Source organism: Algoriphagus chordae (assembly GCF_003254055.1).
Lineage (GTDB): Bacteria > Bacteroidota > Bacteroidia > Cytophagales > Cyclobacteriaceae > Algoriphagus > Algoriphagus chordae.
The window spans coordinates 67,545-80,495 of the sequence record NZ_QKZT01000024.1; the positions used below are offsets into that span (position 1 = coordinate 67,545).

General features: G+C 40.9%; 13 protein-coding genes. 9 read left to right on the forward strand and 4 right to left on the reverse strand.

Features of this window, described 5'->3' with window-relative positions; translation table 11 throughout:
• Positions 1–92 precede the first annotated feature (92 nt).
• Both LV85_RS19575 and LV85_RS19580 read left to right on the forward strand, forming a co-directional pair.
• A complete protein-coding gene (locus tag LV85_RS19575) occupies positions 93–1,226 on the forward strand; it encodes an alpha/beta hydrolase family protein (protein ID WP_245942386.1) in 1,134 nt (377 codons plus the stop codon).
• Between the two features lie 70 nt (positions 1,227–1,296).
• Positions 1,297–2,298, forward strand: a complete 1,002-nt coding sequence (locus LV85_RS19580; protein WP_111322628.1) for a sialidase family protein — start codon at positions 1,297–1,299, stop codon at positions 2,296–2,298.
• A 202-nt stretch (positions 2,299–2,500) separates the two neighbouring features.
• On the opposite strand, the gene LV85_RS19585 is transcribed toward LV85_RS19580, so the two are convergent.
• From LV85_RS19585 to LV85_RS19595, 3 genes are read right to left on the reverse strand one after another with little or no spacing between them, the layout of a single operon-like run.
• The gene (locus LV85_RS19585; RefSeq protein ID WP_111322610.1) at positions 2,501–3,886 is read right to left on the reverse strand and encodes an NAD(P)(+) transhydrogenase (Re/Si-specific) subunit beta; all 1,386 of its coding nucleotides are present in this window, start codon (positions 3,884–3,886) and stop codon (positions 2,501–2,503) included.
• The gene (locus LV85_RS19590; protein WP_111322611.1) at positions 3,883–4,170 is read right to left on the reverse strand and encodes an NAD(P) transhydrogenase subunit alpha; all 288 of its coding nucleotides are present in this window, start codon (positions 4,168–4,170) and stop codon (positions 3,883–3,885) included. Before LV85_RS19590 ends, LV85_RS19585 begins: the two co-directional genes overlap by 4 nt.
• 19 nt (positions 4,171–4,189) lie before the next feature.
• Complete coding sequence (locus tag LV85_RS19595) at positions 4,190–5,314, reverse strand: Re/Si-specific NAD(P)(+) transhydrogenase subunit alpha (protein ID WP_111322612.1); 1,125 nt, start codon at positions 5,312–5,314, stop codon at positions 4,190–4,192.
• Positions 5,315–5,724: 410 nt separating this feature from the next.
• Here LV85_RS19595 and LV85_RS19600 point away from each other — a divergent pair, with 410 nt between their 5' ends.
• From LV85_RS19600 to LV85_RS19610, 3 genes are all read left to right on the forward strand, one after another.
• Positions 5,725–7,185 (forward strand): Gfo/Idh/MocA family protein, encoded by a 1,461-nt coding sequence (locus LV85_RS19600; protein ID WP_111322613.1) that lies wholly within the window; start codon positions 5,725–5,727, stop codon positions 7,183–7,185.
• A gap of 303 nt (positions 7,186–7,488) precedes the next feature.
• Positions 7,489–7,725, forward strand: coding sequence for a hypothetical protein (locus LV85_RS19605; protein ID WP_111322614.1), 237 nt, complete (start codon positions 7,489–7,491; stop codon positions 7,723–7,725).
• Between the two features lie 283 nt (positions 7,726–8,008).
• Positions 8,009–8,515: a heme-binding domain-containing protein gene (locus LV85_RS19610; protein WP_111322615.1), complete on the forward strand. Its 507-nt coding sequence runs from the start codon at positions 8,009–8,011 to the stop codon at positions 8,513–8,515.
• Positions 8,516–8,638: 123 nt separating this feature from the next.
• On the opposite strand, the gene LV85_RS19615 is transcribed toward LV85_RS19610, so the two are convergent.
• A complete protein-coding gene (locus LV85_RS19615; protein WP_111322616.1) occupies positions 8,639–9,397 on the reverse strand; it encodes a DUF6503 family protein in 759 nt (252 codons plus the stop codon).
• 192 nt (positions 9,398–9,589) lie between these two features.
• Here LV85_RS19615 and LV85_RS19620 point away from each other — a divergent pair, with 192 nt between their 5' ends.
• The 4 genes from LV85_RS19620 (at position 9,590) to LV85_RS19635 (ending at position 12,608) form a co-directional block, all read left to right on the forward strand.
• Positions 9,590–10,792, forward strand: coding sequence for an NAD(P)/FAD-dependent oxidoreductase (locus LV85_RS19620; protein ID WP_111322617.1), 1,203 nt, complete (start codon positions 9,590–9,592; stop codon positions 10,790–10,792).
• A 39-nt stretch (positions 10,793–10,831) separates the two neighbouring features.
• On the forward strand, positions 10,832–11,833 hold the full coding sequence (locus tag LV85_RS19625) for a Gfo/Idh/MocA family protein (protein ID WP_111322618.1): 1,002 nt from the start codon (positions 10,832–10,834) through the stop codon (positions 11,831–11,833).
• A 243-nt stretch (positions 11,834–12,076) separates the two neighbouring features.
• Positions 12,077–12,316: an addiction module protein gene (locus LV85_RS19630; protein ID WP_111322619.1), complete on the forward strand. Its 240-nt coding sequence runs from the start codon at positions 12,077–12,079 to the stop codon at positions 12,314–12,316.
• Entirely contained in the window at positions 12,306–12,608 is a 303-nt protein-coding gene (locus LV85_RS19635) for a type II toxin-antitoxin system RelE/ParE family toxin (protein ID WP_111322620.1), read from the forward strand. Before LV85_RS19630 ends, LV85_RS19635 begins: the two co-directional genes overlap by 11 nt.
• Positions 12,609–12,951: the final 343 nt, after the last annotated feature.

Genomic DNA, 12,951 nt, shown 5'->3' on the forward strand with positions numbered 1-12,951 from the left:
ATTTAACACTTGGTATTTAGATCTCAGCACAACTTATGACAGTGAAACCCGCGCTAACTCTTCTTTTTTTAATTCTTACATATTCTTTTTCTATGGCTCAGAACAACCCTAATTACGACGAAAGCAAGGTTCCAGATATCACGCTTCCAGATCCATTCGTAAGCTTAGGAGGCAAACTCATCAGTACGCAACAAGATTGGGAGGAAATCAGAAGGCCAGAGATCTTGAATCTTTTCCGCGAGCATGTCTACGGAAATATCCCTACTGACTTTGATGAAATTTCTTTTGAAGAAGTACAGGAAAGTCAAAATCCTTATCCTGAAAAAGCCATTCTAAAAGAAGTAAACATTACAGTTTCCAGAAATGGTAAATCGCATACCATGCGTCTGAACCTATTCCTTCCCAAAACTGCCAAAAGTCCATTCCCTATATTCCTACTCATCAATCACCGCCCAAAGCATTCAGACGGATCACTTGTAGAGGAAGGTTTTTGGTCAGCTTCTGAACTAATCAATCGAGGCTATGCCACCGCTTCTTTCCATGGAGAGACAGTCGCTCCAGATGATGCAGAACGATATTCCGAAGGAATCCTGCAAACACTTTATCCTGAAGAGTTAGAAAAAAGCGATGGTATGAAAACACTGGGCGCTTGGGGATGGGCAGCGATGCGTGCGATGGATTACTTCGAACAAAACCCAATGATTGACAGCAAAAGGTCCGCTTTAATTGGTCACTCTAGAGGAGGTAAAGCCACTCTATGGGCAGCGGCGAATGACTTGCGCTGGTCTGTAGCTTTCCCAAATGAGTCAGGATGTGGTGGAGCAGCAATCTCACGAAGAAAGTATGGCGAAACCCTCGCAGTTATTAATACGAGTTTCCCTCATTGGTTTGCCGATAACTTCAACGCTTACAACGGTGCAGAAGAGACGCTCCCAGTGGATCAGCATATGCTTGCTGCACTTATTGCGCCTCGCGCTGTCTATTTCGCCAGCGCTCGGGGAGATCAATGGGCAGACCCAAAAGGCGAGTATATTTCCATGCAATTAGGTGCTCGGGTTTTCTCCGAAATCTATGATCAAGATGTTAACTTCCCACTAGCTTTCGAAGAACTTAAGAACCCTATCATCCAGCCTTTTGCCGGATATCATATTCGAGAAGGAAAGCATAGCTTAACTTGGGAAGATTGGGAGCATTTTATAGATTTTGCTAAAATCCAGTGGAGATAATACAGGTAAGTACCAGACAGCCATTCTTCTTCAAAACATTAACTTCTTTAATCAAACCAATAATCAACCCATGCAAACCTTACTTTTCATTCTATCCCTTTTGAGCTTTTTCCCAACAAACGAAAAGCCCACTGTCACAATTCTAAGCTCAGGATTTATCTATGAGCAAGCTCCTTTCCCCTCCTGCCATGCATCCACATTGGTGGAAACAGATCGAGGAATATTAGCTTCCTGGTTTGGCGGAACCTACGAGCGGCATCCAGATGTGAGTATTTATACTTCCCTCTTGGCTAACGGAACATGGTCTACTCCAGAAATGGTAGCCGATGGAGTGGAAAATAAAGACTTCCGAAACCCTACCTGGAACCCTGTGCTTTACAAAAATGACGCTGGGAAAATCATCCTTTTCTACAAAGAAGGCCCAAACCCAAGAGAATGGTGGGGACTCTACAAAACCTCAGAAGATGAAGGAAAGACTTGGTCTGAAGCGATTCAAATTCCCCCTGGAATGCTAGGGCCTGTAAAAAACAAAACCGTGGAACTAGCTGATGGCACGCTACTTCACCCAAGCAGCTTCGAAACTAATGGCGTCTGGAGTATGCATGTAGAAACTACTACCTCAGATGTTCAAAATTGGAATAAGATAGAAATCGACAATGGAGATTTTCATGCCATTCAGCCCACCGTATTATTTTATCCAAATGGCAAACTCCAAATGCTTGCCCGAACTCAAGAAGATGTAATCGGGACGACCTGGTCCTCGGATAATGGCAAAACTTGGTCCACTGTAGAATCTACTGGATTGGTTCATAACAACTCCGGCATTGATGCGGTAACCTTAAAAAGTGGCGTTCAGTTATTGCTTTGCAATCCCATTAAAGATGGTAGAAATAAGCTTTCCCTACTGATGTCTATGGATGGCATAAATTGGGAAGAAATATATGTACTAGAAGACCAGCCAAAAGGTGAATTCAGCTACCCAGCTATCATCCAGGCTAAGGACGGTTCTGTTCACATGACTTACACCTATAATAGGGAGAAAATAAAATATGTTGCTTTAAGCCTAGATTAGGTATAACTCTTTAAGCTAGCCAAAAAAACGAGCGATCTGGAAATTCCAGATCGCTCGTTTTGTTATAGACTTACTAGTTGATCAAAAATCATCTTTAACCTAAAGTTAAAAGCATCAAAGTACTAGGAAATATTGCTTTTCTGAACCAATGATTGGAGTCCCGGAAACATCGTAATTCGTAAATCAAAAATCCCACATCAACTCACATTTCCTTCATCTCAGACACCACCTTCGTGATTGTCTGTTTGGCATCTCCGAAGAGCATTAGGCAATTAGGATAGCCAAATAACTCATTTTCTACACCAGCGTAGCCTTTACCCATACTTCGCTTGCAGACGATGACAGTTCTGGCTTTATCAGCATTCAAGATCGGCATTCCGTAAATCGGACTTTGAGGATTATTTCTGGCAGCTGGATTGACCACGTCATTTGCACCAACAATCAGCACCAAGTCCGTGTTAGGAAATTCATCGTTGATAGATTCCATTTCTATCAATTTATCATAAGAGATATTTGCTTCTGCCAAGAGCACATTCATATGCCCCGGCATTCTTCCTGCCACTGGATGAATAGCAAATTTGAAATCGATATTTCGCTTTTCGCATTGCTCCATCAATTCACGGATCACGTGCTGAGCCTGCGCTACCGCCATCCCATATCCTGGCACTACAATCACAGAAGAAACCCCATCAAATAGCATAGCCGTCTCCTCCACTCCTATTTCCTTCACCGTAATAGATGGGCCATCTCCCTGAGCTTCATTCACAGTCTGACCAAATCCACCCAAGAGTACATTGATCAAGGATCGATTCATCGCCTTACACATAATCTGCGTGAGGATAATCCCGGAGGCCCCTACCAGAGAACCTGCTACGATCAGCACATTATTATTTAGGATAAAACCTGTAGCACAAGCTGCCATTCCTGAATAAGAATTCAGCAAGGAAATCACCACTGGCATATCTGCTCCTCCAATAGGAATCACTGTCAGCACACCCAAAATCAGGGCTATCACGATCAGAATAATAATCAGCATAGGATCAGTTTGATCCACAACTGTGAAAACAGCAGCAGTCAAAAAGCCTAAAAACAAAACTAGGTTTATCGCATGTTGTCCTTTGAACGTAATCGGAGAACCAGAAATATTTCCATTAAGCTTCAAGTAAGCTATTAAGGAACCAGTGAAGGTCAGGCCACCAATAAAGACAGAAACAATAATACTAATCACAGTCACCAGTTCGATTGACTGCATGTTGACCTCTGTTCGTAGGAAGTAATCCGAAAGTGCAACTGAAAAGGAAGCTAAGCCACCGAATCCGTTGAAAATTGCTACCATTTCTGGCATTTTGGTCATCTCTACTTTATTGGCGTAATACAGGCCAATTGCTGATCCAAGCACTATACAAGCAAGAATCTCAACCAGAGAAATGGCATCAATTTGTAGCATGGTTGCCAGTATGGCTATAAACATCCCCAAGGCTGACAGGCGATTTCCTTGTCGCGCTGACTTGGTTTTATTCATCATTTTCATCCCCAACACAAACAAGATGGAGGCGATCAAATAGGCTAATTCTATGGCTATACTCATCTTTTCTTGAACATTTTAAGCATACGATCTGTGACAGTGTATCCGCCGACTACGTTGATAGTGGCGAGTACCAAGGCTACCATCCCCATCCATTTACTAATGGTGGTATAGCCCATTTCATTGCAGGCTAGAAGTGCCCCTACAATCGTAATCCCCGAAATCGCATTAGAACCAGACATAAGTGGTGTATGCAAGGTTGGGGGGACTTTTGCGATTAGCTCAAATCCCAGAAAACTTGCCAGAACAAGGATATAAATCAGAATAATTAATGCTTCTGAGCTCATAATATGAAAAGGTTAATACTTATTTATTTAATATTTTATTTGTGAATTCATGGACCACCTGACCTTCGTAAGTGATCAAAACGCCCTTGGTGATTTCTTCTTCTCGATCTAGATTGAAGCCATCTTTGGTAGCCAAATGCAAAAGCAAGGTGCTGATATTGGTAGCATACAATTGACTCGCATTATTAGAGAGTAAGGATGGTAAGTTTGATTCTCCGATGATAGTCACTCCATGTTTCTGCACGATTTGATCTTTCTCTGAGATCTCACAGTTCCCACCTGATTCTACCGCCATATCCACGATCACAGAGCCTTTTTTCATGCTCTTAACCATTTCCTCAGTCACCAGAATCGGAGATTTCTTCCCCATCACTAGAGCCGTGGTAATCACCAGATCAGAATCCTTGATTTTTGTTTGAATGAGTTCCTTTTGTTTTTGCAAAAACTCGGCAGAGACCTCCGAGGCATATCCACCTTCTACTTTCACTTCCTCAGCCCCTTCCACTGTCAGGAATCTACCGCCCAAAGATTCTACCTGTTCTTTGGTTTCTGGACGTACATCCGAGACTTCCACGACCGCCCCCAATCTCTTGGCAGTAGCAATCGCCTGCAATCCAGCAACTCCAGCTCCGAAAATCAGAACCTTCGCTGGAGTGATCGTACCACAAGCAGTCATCATCAACGGGAATATCTTTTCCAAATGATTAGCTCCCAAGATCACCGATTTATATCCAGCAAGATTGGCTTGTGAGCTTAAACAGTCCATTTTCTGCGCCCTAGAAATCCGCGGTACTGCATCCATAGAAAAGGACATAATGGATTTCTTATTCATTTCATCCAATAGGTCTGGATGATTGTAGGCATACATAATAGACATGCAGGCTGTTCCAGTTTTCATTTTGGAAATTTCTTCCTTTGAGAAAGGATTGACTTTGAGCAAAACATCAGCGGTAAACACTTCCTCTGAACTTGCTACTGTAGCACCTGCTGCCTTGTAATCTTCATCAGAAAAATTAGATCCTAAGCCAGCTCCAAGTTCTACTACGACCGCAAACTCTTTTTTGATCAATTGCTTGATGACGTCTGGACTCAAAGCCACACGATTTTCTCCTTCTTTGGCCTCTTTTAAAACTCCTATTTTCATTTCAGGCTTGTTGTAATTGTTTATTTAAAAGCTTCAGCATTTCAATTCTTCAAAGAAAGTAGGAAATTATCGCAAGAGCTACCTGCTTTATCCTGATTTCTTACTATTTCTTGATATTTTCTATGGAGAAAAAGAATTACTGTAAAATATAACTTAGGCCAAAAATCTTACTTTTTATTAGTAATACAATCGATTGCACAGATTTTTTATGTAGGCAACCACTATAAAGCTGAAGTTTATTTACAAAAAGTAGTTCCTCATAAACCTTTATTTACAAAAAGGTAATTTTGACCAAATTCAACAGCTTACCGCTAATCACTTAATATCAAACCTTTAAAATCAAAGTGGATTTTTGCAAAAAAATAATTCCCTATTTTAGACTACTTATTTGACCTAAAATAAATAACCTCATGCACAACCCCAAGAAAAATCCTGATGGAAAAAGCCGACGGGAATTCATTAAAAATGCAGCAATAGCCTCCTCTTTTATGATTGTTCCCCGGAATGTTCTGGGTGGAGTTGGATTTATTGCTCCTAGTGATCAATTAAATTTAGCCGCAATCGGAGCTGGCGGAAAAGGAGCCAGTGATATTAGAAACGCATCCGTAAATGGACGTGAGCGAGTTGCAGCACTTTGTGATGTTGATTTTTCGGGATCTGCTAAAGCATCAGTAGAGAGATTCCCAGATGCAAAGCGATATGCTGATTTCCGCAAAATGCTGGATACTGAAAAGGATATCGACGCAGTAACGATTTCTACTCCAGATCATGTACACGGTCCCGCCGCCAAATATGCAATGGAGCGAGGCAAGCATGTCTATGTACAAAAACCAATGACTCATAACATTAAGGAGGCGAGAATGCTGACTGAAATGGCCAGAAGTCAAAAAGTGGTAACCCAAATGGGTAATCAAGGAGGCTCAAATGACTTGTTGAAACTTGTACAGAAATGGGTAGATGACGATAAAATTGGTAAAATCTCCAAAGTAGAAGTTTGGACCAATAGACCAGTATGGCCACAAGGAGGCGCATTCCCTAAACCAAATCCTAGCGCTAAACCAGATGCATTGAACTGGGATCTATGGCTAGGGCCATCTCCTGAGATTCCTTACACTCCAGAATTGCATCCTTTCAGCTGGAGAGGCTGGTGGAATTACGGTACTGGTGCACTAGGTGATGTAGGATGTCACTTGATCGATATCCCTTTCAGAACATTAGGCTTACATTACCCTACAGATGCTGAATGTAGCGTAGGTTCTGTTTATAGTGGCATGTGGACTCCGGATTACCATCCAGATGGCTGTCCTGCTTCATCATTTATCTCCTTGAATTTCGCGGCCACCCCAAAAAGCAAGTCTCCAATCAACATGACATGGATGGATGGTGGAATCAAACCTGCTCACCCAGATATCATTCCTGCAGACCAAGAAATTGGTGGGGGAGCTAACGGAGTTTTGATCATCGGTGAAAAGGGCATAATTGCCACCAATATCAATGACTCATCTCCGCTGATGCCGAAATTATACCTGAATGATGGTACGCAGGAGTTTGGTCCACAAACTGAAGAAAATATAGAACCAGAATATGGACACCAAAGAAAATGGGTGGATGCATGTAAAGCTGGTTATGGTAGCTCAGAGCACAAAGGCTTGACCTCATCTTTTGATTACGCAGGACCGATGACTGAAACTGTATTGATGGGCAACTTAGCCATCCGTAGTTATATGCTTCGCAGAGAAAACAGTAAAGGACAGCAGGAATTCTACGGTCGTAAGAAATTGCTATGGGATGGAGACAAATTACTCATCACAAATTTCGAAGACGCCAACCAATTTGTCGGCAGAACGTATAGACCAGGCTGGGAGATGTAATTCATCATCCAAAATAAATCATTTCGGAGCCCGTTTAATTGATTTTGAACGGGCTTCGATATAATATCATAATAGAATCAAATCAACCAATTCCTGACCCTTCTAAGCTTCTTTCTCAAACCGCATGTCTTTGATATGCATAAAAATTAGATATATTGGAGCATCTGCCAGATATCGTCTAAGAAATCACTGTTGATTTTAGAAAGAAATAATAAAAATTAGGATTTTATCAATAAATACCGTGCTGAGTTTTTTTTTAAACGACAAGCATTCTTAGATTGGCAGGAATTAAATACTTAATAAATGGCACAACAGATTAAAAAGGGAAAAGAACTAATTCGTATCTGCCCTACCAACACACTTAAAATTGAATATTCTGTCGATGGTGGTGAGAATTGGAATCTACGATATATGGGGAATCCAGCCGGTCCAGGTGAATTTACAGACCTAACGGATGGCGGTAAAGAACTATTAGGAGAAGGCCCGAAAGGAAATTTCTACTCAAAGAACAAAGGTAAATCTTGGCATAAACGGTCTTAACCATTTATTCAGACTAGCGATCACTTCGCAACAATAGATAACTACAGTTATAAGCAGTCCTTATTTGAACAACAGATTATAGGTCTGCTGGTTGCGGGTGCAATAGCAAAAGAGTTTGATCTCAATAAATTCTCTTGAAATAGCAATGTATTTGGGCAGGTTGTATCTACTACAAATCCTGCCCTTTTGCATTTTTAGATTTGATAGTTTTTCAATTTCATTGAAAAAATCGATATCTTAAACCAACAGAATTATTTGAGTTATACTAGAAATTCTTTAAGCCATGCTGAAAAAAATCGGACTAGTCATTTTGGTCATCCTAGTTGCCATCCAGTTTATACCTTACGAAAAAAATGAAGGCAAACCTGCGGAGCACCCTATTTCTGGGAGTTACAATATTCCAGCTAATGTCAATAAATTATTGATAAATGCCTGCAATAATTGTCACACGAATACATCCGAATACCCTTGGTATGCCAGTGTTGAACCTGTAGGTTATTGGCTGAATGGTCATATTCAAAATGGAAAAAGGCATTTGAATTTTGATGAATTTACCCATAAGCCTTTAGCATGGCAATATCATAAGTGGGAAGAAACGGTAGAAATGGTAGAAGAAGGAAATATGCCATTGGAATCATACACTAATTTCGGACTGCATCCAGAGGCAAATTTGACTGATTCCGATCGCCAAGTCATTATCGATTGGGCAAAAGATCAGATGGCATATTTGAAGGTCACTTATCCAGCCGATAGCTTGGTAATGAAAAGAAGAAGCCCTCCTCCAGCTTAAATTCCCCAGGACAAATTCAGCATCTTGAAGTAGAAGGATTTGTAAAAGCTTTCTATAAAGTTTCATTAGAGCAAAAAAACGGGCTCAGATTAATCTGAGCCCGTTTTTTTATAGTCTAATAAATTAATCTACTATTCCCTCTTTGGTATAAAAGGAAGCATCCTTATTTTCCTTGGAGAGAGAAATGTCAGTGAAATTTACGCGATTTCTTTCTCCAACAATTTCTCCATTCTCTAATTTCTGCCAAGCAATGGAAGTTGGAATACTTATTCCATTCACATCAGCCCATTCATCATATTTTATCCAGCTCGGTGGGCCGTCTTTCAATTCCTTTCCAAAAGTCGCTTTATATCCCAACCAAGCCATTTGATAGGTTTCTGAATCATAGTGCAACAGGTAAATATCATCAGGAGCTTCGCCTACACCAGCACCATAAGTGATTTTCACACCTGGATAACTTTTCCCTTCATACACTAGCGGCTCAGCCACATCATAATTGATCCCCTCATCTGCCAAGACAAAAGGCATGGCATAAAAGTAAAACATCAGATCATGCCTGAAAGAAGGGTCACCTTCGTATTCTTCCTCTTTATTCAAGGACCAAGCAGAGCTTCCATCAAAACCAATATCATAAGCTGGAGCTTCTACCCTATCCATTCTAGAGTGCAAATCGATGGTGTGCACCTCATCAAAACCCTCTTTTGGAATTGAAAATTGCAACGTTTGAATTTCACGCCAGTTTTCCAAACCACCATGTGCATTCATCACTTCCAAAACTTCCTTTGGGAGTCTCGCGGCATCTTCCTGAGCTTGCTTTTTTGCTTCAGAGTTACATGCGAATTGCCCCAGTACCAAAAGAGCACCAATTGCTAGATTTTTCATGAGACAAAAATGATAGAAAAATAACTAGTTCACAAGGGCACGCTTGTTTAACACTGTCTGATGGACGACAGATTTAGAATTCAAAAATATTCAACGGAAAACAAGTCTTGTGATTTATAGTTTCGTTAGAATGCTACTTACCAATAATCAATTTGTTCTTACTTCAGAATATATTCTTTCCAGCTATAATCTATGAGACTTCGCACCTTTGAATCCTTCTGGCTTCTCAAAAACGGTTTATTACACTCTTATCCTCACTTAGGCGAAACCTTAAAAACAGAAATACTGGTAATTGGTGGAGGAATTACGGGAGCACTCACAAGCCATGCCCTTCTAGAAAAAGGATATCAGGTAAGTCTAATCGACAAACGAGATATTGCACAGGGAAGTACTTCCGCCACCACCAGCATGCTTCAATATGAGATTGATGTCCTCTTGATTGACCTAGCCGATCAAATAGGCGAAAAAGCTGCCGCAACTTGCTATCAAGCGGGAAGAGATGCCATTCTCAGCATTGGAAAGCTCATCAAAGACCTTAAACTTGACTGCGGGTTTGAGCCCAAAGAATCTCTATATTTTGCCCATAGTAGGAAAGCGGTTAAAAAATTGAAGCAGGAATTTGAGATACGAAAAAAGCACAATCTTGGAGTCACCTGGCTTTCTGCCACAGCAATTAATAAAACCTATGGCATCAAGTGCTTTGGCGGAATTCTTTCAGATACAGCGGCAAGTTTAGATGCATATAAATTCACGCATGAATTGATCAAATTCAATGTAGGCCGAGGGATGAAAGTATATGATCAGACTGATATAAGTGAGTTTAACTTGGATCAAAAAAAACCAGAGCTATTCACCAGCGATGGAGTGAAGATCTCTTGTGATAAAGTGATTTTTTGCTCTGGTTTTGAAACCACCAAAATGCTGAAAGAAAATATTGCAGACTTATTTGACACCTATGCTACAGTGAGCGAACAGGGTATCAATGTAAAGCCAGCATTCAACAAAACCCTTTTCTGGAACAGTTCTGATCCCTATTTGTATATGAGGATGACGGATGATGGGAGATTACTTGTAGGCGGCGAGGATTCAAAATTCCGCATGCCCCTTTTCCAACAAAAGATAAAGGAGCGAAAATCCAAGAAGCTCCAGAACACCATAAAAGACATCATTCCCTCAATTAAGTTTATCGAAGATTTCAGCTGGGGCGGGACTTTCGGATCTACCAAAGATGGCTTGCCCTATGTTGGAAAATCCCCAGAATTTGAAAACGCCCTATTTGTCTTAGGATTTGGGGGCAACGGAATTACTTTTTCCATTCAAGCGATGGATATCATCCCGGCCATTTTAAAAGGGAAAAAATCTGAATTGGCAGAATATTATCGATTTGGAAGATAAGAATAGGTTCTCTTCAAACCTTATCCCTATTTTTAGGATATGAGCAAAATACAAGACACCGAAGTAAGATGGGGAATTTTAGGCGTAGGAAATGTATGCGAAGTCAAATCCGCTCCCGCCATGAACCTCATTCCTAATAGCAAAATAGTAGCGGTCATGCGTCGCTCTGAAGAAAAAGTAAAAGATTACGCTGAGCGACACGGCGTCACTAAATGGTACACTTCCGCAAGTGAGCTGATCAATGATCCCGAAGTGAATGCCATCTACATCGCAACTCCTCCGAATGCTCATTTGGAACTGGCAAAACTTGCAGCCGCAGCCGGAAAGCCAGTCTATGTAGAAAAGCCCATGGCTAGAACACATGCCGAATGTCTGGAAATGATTGCTGTTTGCGAGAAAGCAAATGTCCCGCTGTATGTTGCCTACTACAGAAGAGAATTACCGCAGTTCCGCAAAATCAAAGAGCTCATGGATGCTGGGATTCTGGGAGAAATCCGAACGGTCCACATCAATCTCAAGCAGAAGCTGGATGCTACTCTTATCACAAAAGTGGAAACCAATTGGCGGGTAGATCCAGAGCTAGCTGGTGGTGGGTATTTCTTTGACTTGGCCTCACATCAACTAGACTTGATGGATTTTTTCTTTGGGAAAATCACGCATGCCTCTGGCTTTGCTTCCAATCAGGCAAAAACCTACGAAGCCGAGGATATTGTTTCTGGAAGTTTCGTCTTCGACAGCGGAGTCTTGGGCTCAGGCAACTGGTGCTTTACGACTTCTGCAAATGCAGAAGTAGATGAAACCATCATCTTCGGTAGTAAGGGAACGATTCGATTCGAGACTTTTGGCAAAGGTGAATTCACTCTTAATACAGATGAAAATGGAACTCAGGACTTCTCCTTCGAACTCCCAAAACACATTCAGCAGCCATTAATCAAAACCATAGTTGGCGATCTTCTGGGGACAGAATCCTGCAATAGCACTGGAGTCAGCGGAGCCAGGGCAAACTGGGTGATGGATCAATTGGTGAAGGAAAGGATCTAATCGGTTTTATTAACAACAAAGACCACAGAGAAAGGCGCAAAGAGCCCAGTTAATAAAACGAGGTTGTGTTTTTTCCTCGGTTTGTGCCTGTCTTGCCTGTATAAAGGTCTCCACTAGCCGAAATTACTGTATAAAGTATGCCGTTCACGAAGACACGAACGGCGACGAAGTAAATACTAGTGAAACTTAACCAATCATAAAAACCGTTAACTTTATCCAACACTAATAAATGATCTTTTGAATATGGACATACAATCTGTTAAAATAGATCTTATCCATTGGCTTACCCAGCTTCAGGATAAGTCCCTCCTTAAACAGCTTCAAGTTCTTAAGGAGGAACAAGAAAGTTCTTTTGAATTAAGTGAGGAGCATCAAAAGGAATTGAACAGTAGACTAGAAAAATATGAAAATGGGGAGATGAAATTTTCTCAGTGGGATGACGTAAAAGAAAGAATACGAAGTCGAGCCAAAAATGCCCTATAATTACCAATTATCAGAAGAAGCAGAGTCGGACGTTTACGAGTCCTATATTTGGTATGAAACACAACAAATAGGTTTAGGTGAAAAATTTTTAGAATCAATTAATGCTGCCGCCCAAACAATTATTAGCAATCCAAAAACCTATCGAATACGCTACAAAAAGATAGTAAGAGCATTTGTAGTGAACCGTTTTCCATATCTAATTTTATATGTAGTTAACGGAAACAATATCGATGTAATAGCTGTATTTAATACAAATCAGCATCCTAAAAAATGGAAGAAAAGGCTTCAGTAGTCCTTTAGATCCGTGATACGACAATTTGATTCACTTTCTAAAAAGGCGGAAATCACCCATTAAACCTTCGTTTGGTGCCTGCCGCACTGGAAGGCAGGCCCCCACAAATCGAAATTACTGTATAAAGTATGTCGTTCGTGACGACACGAACGAAAGCGAAAAAAATCATCAATTCGTAATTACTGAACAGCATCAAAAGTAGAATCCCTGAATACAAACACAAACAATGGCAGCTTCAATTCCATAATAGTGTCCCAGCGGGACAGCTCGTTTGTAGCTTTTCAATATTCAACATCCTTCCACGTTCCAGAGGAACGTATGGTGACACCCATAATCACCTTGA

Coding starts and splice junctions, on each gene's coding strand:
- LV85_RS19630 (WP_111322619.1), top strand. CDS start 12,077: ATGGACATACAATCTGTTAAAATAGATCTTATCCATTGGCTTACCCAG.
- LV85_RS19625 (WP_111322618.1), top strand. CDS start 10,832: ATGAGCAAAATACAAGACACCGAAGTAAGATGGGGAATTTTAGGCGTA.
- LV85_RS19580 (WP_111322628.1), top strand. CDS start 1,297: ATGCAAACCTTACTTTTCATTCTATCCCTTTTGAGCTTTTTCCCAACA.
- LV85_RS19575 (WP_245942386.1), top strand. CDS start 93: ATGGCTCAGAACAACCCTAATTACGACGAAAGCAAGGTTCCAGATATC.
- LV85_RS19590 (WP_111322611.1), bottom strand. CDS start 4,170: ATGAGCTCAGAAGCATTAATTATTCTGATTTATATCCTTGTTCTGGCA.
- LV85_RS19635 (WP_111322620.1), top strand. CDS start 12,306: ATGCCCTATAATTACCAATTATCAGAAGAAGCAGAGTCGGACGTTTAC.
- LV85_RS19605 (WP_111322614.1), top strand. CDS start 7,489: ATGGCACAACAGATTAAAAAGGGAAAAGAACTAATTCGTATCTGCCCT.
- LV85_RS19585 (WP_111322610.1), bottom strand. CDS start 3,886: ATGAGTATAGCCATAGAATTAGCCTATTTGATCGCCTCCATCTTGTTT.
- LV85_RS19615 (WP_111322616.1), bottom strand. CDS start 9,397: ATGAAAAATCTAGCAATTGGTGCTCTTTTGGTACTGGGGCAATTCGCA.
- LV85_RS19610 (WP_111322615.1), top strand. CDS start 8,009: ATGCTGAAAAAAATCGGACTAGTCATTTTGGTCATCCTAGTTGCCATC.
- LV85_RS19595 (WP_111322612.1), bottom strand. CDS start 5,314: ATGAAAATAGGAGTTTTAAAAGAGGCCAAAGAAGGAGAAAATCGTGTG.
- LV85_RS19600 (WP_111322613.1), top strand. CDS start 5,725: ATGCACAACCCCAAGAAAAATCCTGATGGAAAAAGCCGACGGGAATTC.
- LV85_RS19620 (WP_111322617.1), top strand. CDS start 9,590: ATGAGACTTCGCACCTTTGAATCCTTCTGGCTTCTCAAAAACGGTTTA.